General features: G+C 42.3%; 16 protein-coding genes. 6 read left to right on the top strand and 10 right to left on the bottom strand.

The window, feature by feature from the left end:
- The first annotated feature begins 282 nt into the window (after positions 1 to 282).
- The gene (locus tag R7041_RS19565; RefSeq protein ID WP_047103581.1) at positions 283 to 1,917 is read left to right on the top strand and encodes an ATP-dependent endonuclease; all 1,635 of its coding nucleotides are present in this window, start codon (positions 283 to 285) and stop codon (positions 1,915 to 1,917) included.
- A 153-nt stretch (positions 1,918 to 2,070) separates the two neighbouring features.
- Here R7041_RS19565 and R7041_RS19570 read toward each other — a convergent pair whose 3' ends face one another.
- Together R7041_RS19570 and R7041_RS19575 are read right to left on the bottom strand one after the other, a co-directional pair.
- Positions 2,071 to 2,553: a DUF1097 domain-containing protein gene (locus R7041_RS19570; protein ID WP_170893215.1), complete on the bottom strand. Its 483-nt coding sequence runs from the start codon at positions 2,551 to 2,553 to the stop codon at positions 2,071 to 2,073.
- Positions 2,554 to 2,780: 227 nt separating this feature from the next.
- A complete protein-coding gene (locus R7041_RS19575; protein ID WP_005376369.1) occupies positions 2,781 to 3,686 on the bottom strand; it encodes a LysR substrate-binding domain-containing protein in 906 nt (301 codons plus the stop codon).
- Between the two features lie 301 nt (positions 3,687 to 3,987).
- On the opposite strand from R7041_RS19575, the gene focA reads away from it, so the two are divergent.
- Positions 3,988 to 5,439 carry a formate transporter FocA gene (gene focA / locus R7041_RS19580; protein WP_258512364.1) on the top strand — a complete coding sequence of 484 codons (1,452 nt, stop codon included), beginning with the start codon at positions 3,988 to 3,990 and terminating at the stop codon, positions 5,437 to 5,439.
- Positions 5,440 to 5,576: 137 nt separating this feature from the next.
- Here the strand turns inward: focA and R7041_RS19585 are convergent, their stop codons facing one another.
- From R7041_RS19585 to R7041_RS19595, 3 genes are all read right to left on the bottom strand, one after another.
- The gene (locus R7041_RS19585) at positions 5,577 to 6,146 is read right to left on the bottom strand and encodes a YceI family protein (protein ID WP_017634178.1); all 570 of its coding nucleotides are present in this window, start codon (positions 6,144 to 6,146) and stop codon (positions 5,577 to 5,579) included.
- Positions 6,143 to 6,682 carry a cytochrome b gene (locus R7041_RS19590; RefSeq protein ID WP_025767789.1) on the bottom strand — a complete coding sequence of 180 codons (540 nt, stop codon included), beginning with the start codon at positions 6,680 to 6,682 and terminating at the stop codon, positions 6,143 to 6,145. The genes R7041_RS19585 and R7041_RS19590 overlap by 4 nt, the downstream gene beginning before the upstream one ends.
- A 174-nt stretch (positions 6,683 to 6,856) precedes the next feature.
- The gene (locus R7041_RS19595; protein WP_005390155.1) at positions 6,857 to 7,099 is read right to left on the bottom strand and encodes a DUF2164 domain-containing protein; all 243 of its coding nucleotides are present in this window, start codon (positions 7,097 to 7,099) and stop codon (positions 6,857 to 6,859) included.
- 183 nt (positions 7,100 to 7,282) lie between these two features.
- Here R7041_RS19595 and R7041_RS19600 point away from each other — a divergent pair, with 183 nt between their 5' ends.
- Positions 7,283 to 7,915: a hypothetical protein gene (locus R7041_RS19600; RefSeq protein ID WP_005376385.1), complete on the top strand. Its 633-nt coding sequence runs from the start codon at positions 7,283 to 7,285 to the stop codon at positions 7,913 to 7,915.
- A gap of 187 nt (positions 7,916 to 8,102) precedes the next feature.
- Complete coding sequence (locus R7041_RS19605) at positions 8,103 to 8,891, top strand: EAL domain-containing protein (RefSeq protein ID WP_017634180.1); 789 nt, start codon at positions 8,103 to 8,105, stop codon at positions 8,889 to 8,891.
- A gap of 27 nt (positions 8,892 to 8,918) precedes the next feature.
- Here the strand turns inward: R7041_RS19605 and R7041_RS19610 are convergent, their stop codons facing one another.
- The 3 genes from R7041_RS19610 to R7041_RS19620 all read right to left on the bottom strand — a co-directional run bounded on the left by R7041_RS19610 (position 8,919) and on the right by R7041_RS19620 (position 11,103).
- Positions 8,919 to 10,178: a DEAD/DEAH box helicase gene (locus R7041_RS19610; protein ID WP_206949001.1), complete on the bottom strand. Its 1,260-nt coding sequence runs from the start codon at positions 10,176 to 10,178 to the stop codon at positions 8,919 to 8,921.
- A gap of 67 nt (positions 10,179 to 10,245) precedes the next feature.
- Positions 10,246 to 10,848 carry an ACP phosphodiesterase gene (locus R7041_RS19615; protein ID WP_085569047.1) on the bottom strand — a complete coding sequence of 201 codons (603 nt, stop codon included), beginning with the start codon at positions 10,846 to 10,848 and terminating at the stop codon, positions 10,246 to 10,248.
- Between the two features lie 81 nt (positions 10,849 to 10,929).
- A complete protein-coding gene (locus tag R7041_RS19620) occupies positions 10,930 to 11,103 on the bottom strand; it encodes a hypothetical protein (RefSeq protein WP_005376381.1) in 174 nt (57 codons plus the stop codon).
- Between the two features lie 314 nt (positions 11,104 to 11,417).
- Between R7041_RS19620 and R7041_RS19625 the strand changes: the two genes are divergently transcribed.
- Entirely contained in the window at positions 11,418 to 12,848 is a 1,431-nt protein-coding gene (locus R7041_RS19625) for a methyl-accepting chemotaxis protein (protein ID WP_025767793.1), read from the top strand.
- A gap of 430 nt (positions 12,849 to 13,278) precedes the next feature.
- Here the strand turns inward: R7041_RS19625 and R7041_RS19630 are convergent, their stop codons facing one another.
- On the bottom strand, positions 13,279 to 13,947 hold the full coding sequence (locus R7041_RS19630; RefSeq protein WP_085569048.1) for an HAD-IA family hydrolase: 669 nt from the start codon (positions 13,945 to 13,947) through the stop codon (positions 13,279 to 13,281).
- Positions 13,948 to 14,141: 194 nt separating this feature from the next.
- Complete coding sequence (locus tag R7041_RS19635; protein WP_005376378.1) at positions 14,142 to 14,651, bottom strand: hypothetical protein; 510 nt, start codon at positions 14,649 to 14,651, stop codon at positions 14,142 to 14,144.
- A gap of 145 nt (positions 14,652 to 14,796) precedes the next feature.
- On the opposite strand from R7041_RS19635, the gene R7041_RS19640 reads away from it, so the two are divergent.
- A complete protein-coding gene (locus R7041_RS19640; RefSeq protein ID WP_005397614.1) occupies positions 14,797 to 15,267 on the top strand; it encodes a CreA family protein in 471 nt (156 codons plus the stop codon).
- Positions 15,268 to 15,565: the final 298 nt, after the last annotated feature.

A 15,565-nucleotide genomic window follows, 5' to 3' on the forward strand; every position in this document is an offset into this window, starting at 1 on the left:
TTATTCATCTTCATCTTCTCTTTTTTCATTCCTTATAATAATAAGAAGTGAATCATGACAGAATCATGAATTTTATGAAACTGCGATTTAGGATTTCATGTTTAAGTGATCACGATGCTGTCCCCCAGCTTTGAAAGCAAGCCTCGCTTGTAACGGTCTCTATTCAGTAAGAGGCTCTCGTAATTTTGTGAACTGAGCTTAACTCAAAAATTCCGAATTCATATATGCTTAGGAGTAGCAAAATAACTCTCGATAATTCAAATAATTGCAAGGAGGATTGAGATGAGACTAGAACGCATCGAAATCTCCGGGTTTAGAGGCATCAAACGCCTTTCACTCTCTTTTGACGAACTCACCACGCTTATCGGTGAAAACACGTGGGGCAAATCATCATTACTCGATGCCCTTTCCATCGCATTACCTGCCAATGGCTCATTGTATCAATTCAAACTGAAAGATTTTCACGTTGACTACTCAATTTCTCATCCACAAACACAACACTTACAGATCATTGTTTGTTTTAAAGCACAGGATAAAAACGAAGTAAAAGCGGGACGCTACAGACGCATAAAGCCTACATGGTGCACCAACGAAGATGGTGAGCAAGTCATTTACTATCGTATTAGTGCGTCTCGCGATGAGCACGGCATTAATACAGAGTACGCGTTTTTGGATCATAACGGCAAACCCAAAAAACTTCACCACTCAGAGAAACTCGCTATTGAGTTAATGACACTTCACCCTGTAATCCGACTACGCGACTCCCGACGCTTCCCAGATTTAAACCATGTCAACGGCGATGGTAAAAATGCTCGGATTGAAAAACGAATCAACAACACCTGTCGACGCTTATTGGCTATGCCTGGCCATGTGAATAAAGGTGAGATTCGTAGTAGCCTCGACTCAATGCAAACGCTTGTTGAACACTATTTTGCATTCAGAAGTGTCAGTAAAGGTAACCCACGCAAACCTCGTGATGGTCTTTTCTATACAAGCCCTTCCTCTGATAAAGGTTTGAGTCAGTTCTTGAAAGAAACCAATGACAAACAAAGCCGCTTGCTCTTAATGGGGTTACTCAATGCCTATCTTCAAGCTAAAGGCCCCACCGATTTAAGGCGCTGTGCGAGACCAATACTGATCATTGAAGATCCAGAAGGTCGACTGCATCCAACTCATCTAGCGAGAGCGTGGTCCTTATTGCAATTGTTGCCAATGCAAAAGATATTAACCACCAACAGTGGCACGTTACTTGGTTCTGTTCCACTGTATTCAATCCGACGTTTAATTCGGTTATCAGACAGAACCATCGCTAAGAGTTTAAACTCAACAAAGTTTGGTCGAGATGAGTTGCGCCGAATTGGTTTCCATATTCGTTTTCATCGTTCAGGAGCATTATTTGCACGGTGCTGGTTACTTGTTGAGGGCGAAACCGAAGTTTGGCTTTTTCATGAACTGGCTCGTCAATGCGGGTATGACTTGGCTGCCGAAGGGGTTCAAATCGTTGAGTTTGCTCAATCAGGTCTAAAATCACTCATCAAAGTAGCAAAAGAGTTTGGTATTGATTGGCATGTCGTTACCGATGGCGACCCAGCAGGGAAAAAGTACGCGCATGCAGTACGAGCACAGCTCGACCATGATCAGGAAAGGCATCGACTTACGGAATTACCCGACCGAGACATCGAGCACTTTCTGTACAACAATGGGTTTGAACTTTTCTTTAAGGACATCATCAAAGTTCCTCATGACCACCCTATCCCTGCTAAAAAAGTCGTAAATCGTGTTTTGAAAAAACATGCAAAACCGGACTTAGCTTTGGCTATTGTTTCTCATTGTGAAGAGAAAGGCATGGAGTGTATTCCTGTTCTTCTGCGCTGGACACTTAAACGCGTTGTTACCATGGCCAACGGCAATACATGAGTTAGGCGTATTTTACACTCAGCGTATTGTCTTGTAATACAAAAAAAGCACACCAATTTGGTGTGCTTGTATCAAACATCATTAATTTTGATTAAGGGTATTGAGAGGGATAAAACTCAATACACAGTGGATACCAATAAGATCGGGGGTTCACTACTGTGCTTGCTCAGCAAGCGAAGAAGAAGTAGCGGTTGATTTCGTATGCAACCATAGCCCTGTCGCTTTCATTAGATAGCCAAACACACCACCTAGCAACAACGATGGAATGACAAGTTGCCAGTTTCCATCAGCCGCAAATGTTGCGCATGAACCAATAAAAGTACCAGGGATGTACGCGAGCCAAGCCTGTTTAGCTTGAATACACATGAAGAATGCCACAATAGCGGTAATCACATAGCCAATAATTTCCAACCCAACGTAAGTAGAACCGTGAATAATTACCATTGCCCAGAATACGCCTGTCATATTGGTGATTAAGCTGATGCCTAGTCCTTTCAATCCGGTCGTTGGCGCTGCAAAGTAGCTCGTGCAACCTAAAAAACCAGCCCAAGAAAGCAAACCTAAAGAGATGGCGATCCAACCCCATACGCCAGATAAAATTCCAGTAGTGATAGAAATAGCTAAAAGTGTCGTCATGGTAGTCATACCTACTCGGCTATTATCGTACCTATATGGTTCAATAACTGCCTTCATACATTGAAATCAAGGACACATGTTAGATACATCAGCTCAGCTTATCGGTGATACTGATCACAATAAGACATTATTATTTTCACAATTTACATTAAAAGTTTGACGCAACCGATAAATCAACAGATTTAGGGAATAAACCAACTCATCTCGTAGGCATGTTTAATCAACCTTTAAAGAACTGAAGGCTTCCCTTTCATCATTCGCAGTCCCTCTCTTTTAATGCAGTCGACTAATGGGTTTTCTGCCATATCTGAACGCCATATAAATGAAAGCGTCCTTTCCATTTTTAACTCAGGTACATTTAATGCCACAAGATGACCTGCTTCTATATATCGCTCTACATCTAAATACGGTAAGCAAGTAAGGTACTGACCATTAGCAACTAAACTACGTAACACCGGAACGTGTTCGTACTCGCGCCACACATCCAAATCTTCAATAAGGTGGTGAATAGAACTATCAAATGTTTTTCGTGTGCCAGAGCCATGCTCTCTTAGTACCCACTTCGCTTGCTCTAACTGCGCAAGGCTAACAGACTGATTACGCGCAAAAGGATGATGAGAAGCTGCGACAACAGTAAGATGATCACGACACCATACTTCTTGGTGTAAACGGTTATCATCACAGCGCCCTTCAATAATCCCTAAGTCATACTTGTAATCTAATACCCCATCAATCACCCCTTTTGTACTTTGTACACCGAGGGAAATACGCATTTCTGGAAAGTCATTATCAATGATACTGATAAGGTCGGGAACTAAGTGCTCTGCTGGGGTTTGACTCGCTCCCATACGAATCTCACCACTCAATAAATGTTGCTCATAGAAGCCCATTTCAATCTGCAATGCATCTTGTAGCAAGCGTTTTGCTTTTGGTCGTAACCACATCCCCCAATGGGTTAACGCCATTTGCTTGCCTTGCCTCTCAAACAACGGCCTGCCAAGCATCTTCTCTAATTGCGCAAGCGACATACTCGTCGCTGATTGTGTCAAAGCCAATTTTTCTGCGGCTTGGCTTACACTGCCGGTATCTGCAACTGCGTCGAAAACCGCTAATTGCTTAAGTGAGTAGCGCAAAGTGTCCTCCATTATTAGTGGGTATTTCCCAATCCCCACAATTGTTAAAGCATGCCCCAATAAGCAATAGAGTTCATTTTACCTGGCCCCGTAAAGTTATCAATTAATTTGATGAGGTTTCTAAATATTATCAATTTTACCTTACTAGCCGTTCTCCCTAGTCTGAGTACGCGGTTCGGGAACACCGCAAGCCTCAATGGTTTTGAAACCGAAGTCATTGAGGCTCTTAATAAGAACAACAATTTCATTTTTGAGTTAATAACCAAGGATTTTTTATGCGATTACAAATTAAGGAGTCAATATGGCGGTGACCAGTTCTCAAAATCACCAGTATTTTTCTCCAAAAGAGATGATGGTTGAAGCGGAAAAATTTGCGTTAAGTAAGGCAAACAAAACCAGCAGTATGACATTAAGCCTCGCCATTATGGCCGGCGCGTTCATCGGGTTAGCATTCTTGTTTTACATCACGGTGACCACCGGCAGTACGGGCGCTGGTTGGGGCTTGAGCCGCCTATCTGGTGGACTCGCATTTAGCATGGGATTGATCCTCATCGTGATCTGCGGTGGTGAATTATTTACCAGCTCCGTCCTATCCAGTATTTCTTGGGCCAATAAGCAAATCTCGTTCGGTAAGATGCTTTCGATCTGGGGCAAAGTTTACGTTGGTAACTTTATTGGTGCGATGTTCCTACTTGCGCTGGTTACTGCTGCTGGTCTTTATCAGATGGATGGCGGTCAATGGGGATTAAATGCGCTTAACATCGCACAACACAAACTTCACCACACTCTCATTCAAGCGTTTGCACTCGGTATTCTCTGTAACCTGTTGGTCTGCCTAGCGATTTGGCTGACATTTAGTTCTGCAAATGCAATGACAAAAGCAGCAATGACAATTTTGCCTGTGGCAATGTTTGTCAGCAGCGGTTTTGAGCACTGTGTTGCGAACATGTTTATGGTTCCACTTGGTATTGTTATCGCGAATTTTGCACCTGAATCTTTTTGGGCATCTGTCGGTGTGCCCGCGTCACAATACACAGACCTAAACATTAGCCACTTTATTACCGCTAACTTAATTCCTGTCACGCTTGGCAACATCGTCGGCGGAGCGGTATTAGTTGGCCTTTCAAACTGGTGTATTTTTCGCCGACCAGAACTAAAAGCAGCGAATGTTTCTTCTATCACTACAACTACAACACTGTCGTCAGTTAAGGATTTCACCATGAAAAATGCCTCTTTTGTTAAAGACATTATGAACCCAAAACCAGTCACCGTTCGTGCAGAAACGCCAATTGCAGCCGCGCTGGATGTGTTACTTGATAACAACGTAACTAGCGCACCTGTTGTAGACGTACAAAATCGATTAGTTGGCTTCTTCTCTGCTCACGATGTGATGGTAGAACTATGGTGTGAGGACTACATTCCGGTGAAAGACCAAAAAGTCGTCGACATCATGAGCCGAGATGTGGTCGCAATTGACGCTGATGATCGCCTCGTTGATGTTGTGGAGTTCCTATGTATCGATAAAGCGCAGTTGTACCCAGCGAGCAGTATGGGTATTGCCACTCGCTTGACGTCTTTGTCTCTCGAAGAACGCGCTAAAAGTATCAAAGTAAGTAAGCCACAAGTGCTTCCTGTGCTTGAAAATGGGCAGATGGTCGGGGTCGTTACTCGTACTGAAGTATTAAAAGCACTACGCCCGATTTTTGGTGAGCGTTTAAACCTAGTGGAAAAAAGCGAGTTAGAAACAGCGTAATTCGCTAAACATTTACAACGTCTATTGGCTTTCAATCGCTATCACTGACTGGTTTATCGATGTTAGTGATGTGATTAAGATAATAAAAAAGCGCTCTTCAAGTGAAGAGCGCTTTTAGTGTATCTAAAAGGAACTAATTACTTCTTAATACCTTCGATATGAAGTTCCATATCGACGTAGCTTGAAGCACCCATTACTGGGATGTCGAAGTCAGCAAGCTCTAGGCGAGTGTTGCCAACAAAGCCAGCGCGCTCGCCGCCCCATGGGTCACTGCCAGCACCAACGAATTCAGCCTCAATAGTAATAGGCTTAGTAACACCGTGTAGCGTTAAATCACCAGTTACATCTAGTTTGCCATTGCCTTTATCAACCACTTTTGTGCTCGTAAAGGTTGCTTCACTGTATTTACCAGCATCGATGAAGTCACCACTACGAATGTGTTTGTCACGTTCAGCATGGTTTGAATCTAGGCTGGTTGTATCAACAACAACATTTACTTTTGAGTCAGCAATGTTGTTTTCATCAAAAGAAAAGTCACCAGAAAATGTATTGAAACGACCTTTGATGAAACTGTAACCCAAGTGGCTAACTTTAAAGTTGATTGAAGCGTGAGCACCTTTGGTATCGATGACATAATCTGCAGCTTGCGCACCAAATGGCAGTGCCATAGCGATAGCTAATCCTGTAGCGAAAAGTGACTTTTTCATTTTGAAGCTCCTAACATTTTTCTTAATGTGTTGTCTTTATCGATAAAGTGGTGTTTTAGTGCAGCAATAGCATGTAAGCCTGCAATCAGGATGACTGCCCAAGCTGCATAGAAGTGAATCTCACCTGCAATATCTGATTGGCCTGGGAATAACTCTCCCGCTCCTGGCACGGTGAACCAATTAAACACTTCGATGCCGCGTCCATCAGACGTTGAAATGAGGTAACCTGAAACAAAGATGGTGATCAATAGTAGGTACATGACACCATGCGCTGCTTTAGCAGCAAGCACTTCGTAACGTTTGCCTTCTACCTTTGGTGACGCCGTCACATGTTTCCATACGATGCGTGCCAAAGTTAAAATAGCGAGTAAAATACCGACAGAGCGATGGTAATGCGGCGCAGTTCGATACCATTCGCTGTAATAGCTAAGGTCGACCATCCACAAACCCACTGCAAATAGACCAATAATGCACAGCGCTGATAACCAATGCATCACGCGTGCAGTAAGGTTGTAATTCTTTACCAGTGTATCCATCTCAAGTTCCTAGATATATTCCTAAGTTAATGCTGAGCAAGAAACACTACATTAACCTATTTACGTCATATGAAACAGATTATTTACCATCATTTACATCCAGCCAATGGTACCGTATCTATCAAGTTGTTCGAATTTTTTGAAGGAACTTTAAATCGTTTGCAAAACTGAAACTTACAGCTTAACTTCTTGTTCTATCTCATACAGCTCTTCGGAAACTTCTAACATTCTGCGTTCAACCAGTAACTTGGCATCTTCAACACCCTTGTTATAGTAAATTGGCCCTAGTTTTTCTGTAATAAAATCAATTAGAAACTCACTATCGAACTGGCCAATTTCAACATCTAGCTCGTCTTGCATGTAATCTTGAATGGCGGTGGCCAGCGCCTCTTTTTGTGCGCGTTCTAGCTTTATCATTTTTTCCCTTTCAAATTTTTGTTCAACTTCTGCTTCTTTCGTGTTGCTCTATTAAAGATTAGACACGGTCATTTGTGAGAAATTTGGTGTTTAGATCAAGAAGTTGCCGAAGTAAATTAGTCTATTCTCAAAAGACTATGCTAACCTTTTGCAGTTCGTTTTGTAATTATTAAGGGATATTCTTTGCTACTCGACCTAGTTATTCAAAGTGTTAATGATTTTCAAGACGACTGTCTTAAGCTGTGTGAAAAGCATTACCCTGCGGTGCATAACCAAGGCATGAGTGAGCATCATCTTGGTCTCGCGTTTTCAAGAAGGATGGAACATACTTTTCGTCACTTTGGATACAACTGCGTGATAAAGCCAATCGAAGTGTTGGATTCTCCAGACCTTCCCCATCACTATCGAATTTCATCCGACATCGGCACTGTCTGGGTTCTGAGTCACCATATGGTCAGTGCCGGAAAATCTTGCCGGGAAAACTTACTCTCATCAATTACGGAATGGCAGAGTGAATATGGCTATGCCTTACAGCCTAATGACCTACTCTTTTTGGTTTGTGATCATTGGATAAGTCGCAGCAAAACGAGCCGAGAATTGCTTCATTGGTGGATGGGGGAACTACCCGATCAGATCAACGAATACACAGAACAAGGAATCACACTGTACACCAGCGAGTCGCAACTCACGCAATCGTTGGACACTCGATTCGGTATTAGCCCTTGTTACATTAAGTTTGGGCATCCTTTACGGCGTTCGAACAAACAGCAGTTAGTCAGAAAATATTTGCAGTTGTATGCCGTACTGCAATGGTAGCATCAAATTGAAGTGCTGAGATTATCAATTATTTCATCAATTTGTTTGATGTCACTCGACAAACCTACCCATCCATTACCATCGTTCTTGCTTGAGTTAATGAGCACACTTAGATTCATTGCCACTGAAATAGAAAAATTAGCGCGATAACGCTGATGTTGAGACATTGATTTAGGTTGTGGTAACAATGATGAGCATCTCGCAACTACTTAGTTGCATCCGGAAACAAGCCGACGGGCAGTATATTGCGAAATACGCGAACTTCACTCTCCGCAGTGTCTTTCAACCCATATATAAGAACGATATTTCCATCGTTGGCCTTGAAGCACTGGTAAGAATTAGCAATGCCAATGGCAACATGGTTAGGCCAGATCAGTTTTTCCAATCCAAAGCGACTCCCACTCAAGATTTGCTCAATGTTGAACGCTTAAGTCGCCTAATCCATATCAAAAATTTCTCTCAGTCTCGCTTTCACACAAAACAATTGTTTCTCAATGTATTACCGGTAGCGGCAGAGATACTAGTCAAAGACATCACGTATAACCGACTGCTAAAACAAACCATTTATGAATCGCATTTGATGAATGAACAAATCGTCATGGAGTTACTTGAATTGAAGGTGGAGGATGAACTCTCTTTGTCTCAAGCTGCTCGGGAGTTAAGTCTTGAAGGATTTAAATTAGCGATTGACGATTATGGCGTCAATGCATCGACAACTGAGCGAGTGAGAAGCGTTTGCCCAGATATAATCAAGATGGATCGCTCTTTATTGCTAAGGTATGAAAACGGTGATTTTAAAGCGCTTAACGATGCATTATCACTCGCAAAAGCGTTATGCTCTAAAACCGTTATCGAAGGAATTGAAACCGAGCATCAACTTCGCTTAATGAAAAAGCTCGGTTTCGATATGTATCAAGGGTACCTACTTGCTATCCCCCAAACGTTAGACGCCTATGAAGAGGCAAAAACAGCCTGACTATGTAAGAACAAAAGTTTGCGCGGTTTAGCGAGAGCTACGTGATTTACCACGATTCTTATGAATCGCCAATTTTGCTTTTAGCTTACGCTTCTCAGATGAACGACTACGACGACGCCCACCCCCATTTTGTTCAGGCTCAATTTCTTCTACAAGACTTGGTTCGAAACCTGCCAGCCATTCTTGGGGTAAGCGTTGATCAAGCAGATTCTCGATAGCTTGCAACAAGTACTCCTCATCTCGACTCATCAGAGAAACCGCCAAACCTGAATTTCCTGCTCTTCCAGTGCGGCCAATTCGATGGACATAATCTTCTGCTTTGAATGGCATATCAAAGTTCACGACTTGTTCTAGCTCTTGAATGTCTAACCCTCGTGCTGCCACATCGGTTGCAATCAAAGCACGTACCTTACCTTGTTTAAATTCATCCAAAGCTCTTTGGCGGGCACCTTGTGATTTATCGCCGTTGATAGAAACCGCTTTGATGCCATCTAACTTGAGCTCTTTCGCTAACTCATCACTGCCTTGCTTCGTTTTTGTAAATACAAGCACTTGCTGCCAATTCCGCGAGCCAATTAAGTACGCTAGCAATTCACGTTTCCGTTTTTTATCCACTGGATAAACCATTTGTGTTACCGTTTCAGCAGTCGTATTTGCTGGTGAAACTTCGACTTCAACTGGCGATTCCATGAGTTTATACGCAATAGTTTTGATTCGCTTCTCAAATGTCGCAGAGAACAATAGGATCTGTTTCTCAGCAGGCAAACGTCGGAAGATGCGCTGCAAGTCAGGCCAAAATCCCATATCTAACATACGGTCGGCTTCGTCTAACACGAGCATACCGGTTTTAGAGATGTTTACGTTACCATTAAACAGGTGATCCAAAAGGCGGCCTGGCGTGGCAATCAAAATATCAGCGCCCTCTTCTAACTTTCTCTTTTGTACGCCAATGCTTGTACCACCATAAACACACACGATGCGAAGTTCTGTTTCTGCCGAGTACTGATTCAAATTATCAAATACCTGCTGTGCAAGCTCGCGTGTTGGAACCAAAATCAATGCTTGAGGTGTGCCGTTAAGTTTCTTTTGCTGAACGGTTTGTATGATAGGTAAACCAAACGCAGCCGTTTTTCCCGTACCAGTTTGTGCAGCAGCAAGTAAGTTTTTTCCTGTAAGGACGTGTGGAATTGACTTTTCTTGCACTGGTGTTGGCGTCACGATATTTAGATTGCCTAGCGTCTCGATTAGCTTTTGTTCGATGCCTAAATCAGCAAAATTAACAGACATGTGTAACCTCATTATTTTTGGAGCGCAGAGTTTACCAGAGCCCCTAAAGCCATACTACTTTTCTATCTCATTGAGTTGAGTCATTAAGCTGTTGCTGAAAATCATACGACTGGCGCAAAACATCTCGATAAAGTGACGAGAACTTCTCTTCTAATTCGGTGTAATCACTTTCAATCACTTTAAATGTTGTGGTTAAGTCTGCCATTCTAGGGCTTCTTTGCGACATCCGATGTAGTGCAAATTCTATATTGTCTAGATCTTGATAGGATTGAAGCCATCGGCCATGCCACATTCTGCTGTGGAGCACCAAAAAACGTGGCGGCAAATGTTCATGAACCTCTCGGTTTACTCGCTCGTATGCCGTTTGGACAAAGTGTTCGAGAGGCACGGAATGAAAGTCGTTCCAGTGTTTTGCGAGGCAATGATCCCAAAACATATCCAAAGCGATAGGTGCAAAACGTCTCGCAATACCAGTGAAATGAGGCTTACATTCGTTGACGATTGGATGATGGTCAGTAATACGGTCAACAAATCTATGTAATCTGATGCCATTTGAGATATCGCGATCATACAGCTTGCTTGGATCTCCTTTTACGAAGTCTCCAAGCAAGTTTCCCAACAAATGGCTGTTACTGTGATCTGCGATATGCAGGTGGGCTAGAAAGTTCATTCGACGCCAGTTTTGGCCTCTAGGGCTTGGTGTGACATGAACCTAGTATAACGTCAATTACGACGAGATGAGAGTGTTCCGCTATTCGGCTTCGTTGTCTGAGCCAACGTATTCCGACAAGATAATGCCAATTTCAAGCGCATCTAGCAGCTCTAGGCTCTCATCGTTTTGGTATTGGTCGCTCATTGTGACCTCCTTTATTTTAAGCTCTCTTGCTTTTACTTGCTGACGGCCTGACTCTTGCCATATCCACATCAGCAACTCCTTTTTATAGTCTTTATATGACACATTCATGACAGCGAGAAGTAAAGATTTAAAAACCTATGAGCATAATCAAAAGTAAACGATTGCAATTAGGTTTCATATCCGCTTAACACTTTAGAGAAATGACTCTTTTATCAACATTCATGTCAATTTAAAGATATAACATACTGTTATAGGCGTCCTTAGATCTCATTTCTTAAACTAAATTTAGTATTCGTTACATATTTTGCTGATTAACTTCGCATATTTTGTTTCGATATAGCAATAGATTTGGTCAATATCTTTTATCTCTAATGGAGCTTTAAATGAGAGAAGTTGAGTTTAGAACGATAGACAGGCTGTTTATCAAGATGTCTATCAACGACAAAATGTGGGTTATATTCCTACTATTTTTAGTAGCCCTCACTTCAGTGGCTGGAAGCCGCTACTTCAATGAAATACAACAATTTGAGCAGCAAGCGATCTCGGCGAGCGAAGCGAAGCTTTCTGGTATCGTTGATGCTCAATCAAACCGCGCTACAGAAATTGACGGCGTATCGAAATCGAACCGCGTAAGCGAGAGTTCTTTTGTCGATGGGTCTGTGACCGCTTATGCCAAGTTGCATTCTGGAGAAGTGATTAAGCTGACTCAAAATGTGTCCACACAATACGAATCGGTAAAATCATCAGCTCTATCGTCACTATTACTCAGCTTCTTATGGGTTATTCCTTTTGCCCTATTCTCTTACTGGGTGGCAACGTTTATCGGAGGAGCTCTGTGGGTTTTATATACAACAACCGAAAAAATTGGTGACGGTGACTTAACCTCTCGTCTTGGTTTCCATCCAGGTCGAGATGAATTCGGTACCATCGGCTGTGCGCTAGACAAGTCTATGGATACCTTAAGTGAACTGGTTAATAGTGTTAAAAATAATGCAACGATGTTGAGCGAGACATCTTCTGCATTCGAAAAAGATATGCAGTTGAGTGAAACCCAGATATCTCATCAATATCAAACGCTTGATTCAGTCGCGACGGCAATGGAAGAAATGACAGCCTCTGCAAAGGAGGTATCAAGTATTTCTCAACAAGCAACGACGCAGTCAGACCAAGATGCCCAGAAGATCGAACTAAGCAGAAGCCGTGTACAAAACGTGATTGGCGAGATAGAGACGTTATCTAGCTATATTGAACAAGCCTCTACGTCAGTAACCAATTTAAACGAGAATACGACGCAGATTAATGACGTGATCACAACGATTAACGCCATTTCAGAACAAACTAATCTGTTGGCGCTAAACGCAGCAATCGAAGCAGCCCGTGCTGGTGAACAAGGTCGTGGATTTGCAGTGGTTGCCGATGAAGTACGTACATTAGCAAGCAGAACTCAACAGGCAACAGTAGAGATCCAAGCCATGATTGAGAAGCTTCAAATTGAGAGCCAGAACATTGCTTCAATCACCAACCGAACCGTTCAGCAAGCTCAAACCAGCAGCCAGCTTATTGATGAAATCGGCCATGATGTTACCTCTATTGCCGAGTCAGCACGCTCATTAATGGACATGAGCATTCAGATTTCCACATCTGCTGAAGAACAAAGCGCAGTTGCTAACGATATTGCATCGGAACTTTCAGAAATTCGTAGTCAATCAAGCACAATCAGAGAAGTGGCGGAGCAATCTACCGCTGGCGTCGCTAATCTCACGCAAGCCTCCGTTTCTCTTGGTGAGATATTACAACGCTACCGCACCGCATAACGTTGTGGAACTTATGATCAACAAGGGCTCCTTAAGGAGCCCTTTTCTTTAAGCCGTGTTCAACTATCACCTTCGATATTTTCTACGACATCCAAGTGGATATTTGAAGTGAATCTCAAGTTCTCGCTGTACCGGATGAAATAATGTTCTTAAACAAAGCGTTCCGCTATGCTTGATCTTGCCAATTCCAATTTGCTGCTGGAAAACAATATGAATAATTACAAAGACACAAAAGACATAGAGAACCTGAATTGCCCACTCTGCCAAGGAGATGAATATCTCATTTCATCGGATGGCGAGAAATTCACATGCGCTGCTTGCGGATTTCATACAAAAAACTTCTCATCTATCCAATGTCTACATCAAACGCCTTACCTACAGTCTAAACTTAAGCACATCCACAGCTTGAGTCCGGTTTGCCATTAATAGGTCAAACAGAGCAGCCACACAGCTGCTCTTTTAATTCATCTAAATGATGGATGCGAATTACACGCTCGTCATCAACACGATTGATAGCTTCACCATTAAATAACTGCACCGTTTTGATACCGGCGTTTAGTCCCGCCTCAACTCCTTTAGGAGTGTCATCAATATAAAGACAGTCATTTGGTAAAAAGCCCATGCTCATAGCACTGTACATGATTAAATCGGGCTCAGGCTTCCAACTATTCGCATCGAATGCCGAGAACACTTTCCCTCGGAAAGCATCGAGTAAACCGGTTAACTCCAAAGCGTATTCAATTTTATCTTTAGGTCCATTAGACGCCACACAATATTCGATATTATGCGAATCCAAAAACTGAATTAATCGTTTTGCGCCATCCATCGGCTGTAAGTGACGCACAAAAAGAGACTGGACTTCTTCTCGGTATTGCGGCTCTAAAACATCAATTGGGACTTTGATATCTTTCAATTCTTTAGTATCTAAAAGGATGTCAGCGAGCTTTCCTCCTTTAAAGTGAGAAACGCACTCTTCCATCGTTAACTCAGCCCCATGCTGGTTAAATACATTGACGAGCGCTTGGCAACACAGTCTTTCGCTGTCGACCAACGTACCATCACAGTCAAATATCACGCACTTAATATTGGTAATTGCCATAGCCATCTCCAGACGTCTTAAAGGCTCAAGCCCAAGCGATTTTAAGAATGTTTGGATTAATCTTATTTGAGTTTGGGATTGTTGAAACGACGAGCTTGGCATTTCATGGAAATAGAAGGGAGCAATTACAGTTTTTCTAAGCAAGATCACCCAACGTCATCTTGCTTTACTTTTTATGCACATTGATGTGTAAGTTAGTTTTCGATAACCACTGAGTCTAACAGTTTTTGCTCGGTGCTTAGTCTTTTAGCCAGATCAGCCACAAACGAGCTTTTGTATTTTGATTCAGAAACAGCAACATCAGAGATGAGTGTATTTCCTTCGAGATGGCTAACAATAGCAGCACCAATTGGGACTCCAGATTTAAAACCAACATATAATTCAAAATCTGGCGTGAGGATAATCTGTGTCAGATATTCAATGATCATATCTTTATCATACTGCTGTTCCCAGCGCTGAGATTGCAAGATAGAGAACATAATGGTCAGTCGATGAAAATCGACCAGAAAAATATCGTCGGGGTTAAATTCAGAGTCACTTTCCAGTAGTGTGTCTTTGTCGACTACTTGATACGTTGCTTTTTCTAGCGTTTTGAAATAGACATCGCGCCCTTTCAAACTCTCTGGTGTCGGAAATTCAACTTCGACCAGATCATACAGCCATGTATTTTTACGCTCGATACTGGCTAACTGTTGTTCATTCATCTTGATACCTTCGTTTAGAGCAGTACATTAGCATGAAGCCCGCAACAAACCTAGCGCACATAGACCTTTCCGTGGCTAAATTTTGTTTTAGGTGCAAACCTCTGATAGATTTCATCAATATCTTTCCTAGTTAAGGACAAAAATAATGAAAAAGATGCTGTTAAGTGCATTGCTTGCTACTACTCTAGTTGGTTGTTCAGATAACGATGTTGCTGACGTGGGGCTCGGTTGGTTTACTTTGAAAGACATCAAAGTCGGTGAGTTGAAAGACGAGGTGGTAACAGGTGTCACATGTCACATCGCCTCTATCGAAGCGGATTTCAGCTTAGCAGATCCAAGTGATAGCTCAATATCATGTCGTCAGACTGGCGAAATCACACCGGAAATGATTGCAAAAATAGATAAGAGTAAGTCCGGTGAAATTGTATTTAAGAAGTCAAAAAGCATTTTCTTCAAAACAATGAAGGTTCGCCGTATTTATGATGCCGATAACCAAACCTTACTCTACTTGTCTTATACAACAAAAGAGACCGATGGTAGTTTTAAGCATAGCCTTTCGACAGTCCCACTTTGGGGTACCAAGGCTTACGTTGAGCCAACTGAAGTGAAAAAGTAACGCGGGTAAATTTAGTTAGCGCGGAGCAGGCTCTTTCCGGGCGCTGCTGAGCAACAAGTTTAAAAAACAACCCATTGCAATACGACAAGCCTCATAAATTGCAGCTGCTTTGGTTGCTATTTACTCAGCTCGCTGATTTTTTCAGCGAGCAGACTTCTTTGTAATAAATCGCCACGATTTTCATTTTTTTGTGATACAATCCCGCCTCTTTTTTTTCTCACTCAAGAACAAGCATGAAGTTTCCTGGTCAGCGTAAATCTAAACACTACTTCCCAACTCACGCTCGAGATCCATTAGT

The sequence above is a fragment of the Vibrio sp. 1751 genome, from assembly GCF_033339895.1.
GTDB classification, from domain to species: domain Bacteria; phylum Pseudomonadota; class Gammaproteobacteria; order Enterobacterales; family Vibrionaceae; genus Vibrio; species Vibrio alginolyticus.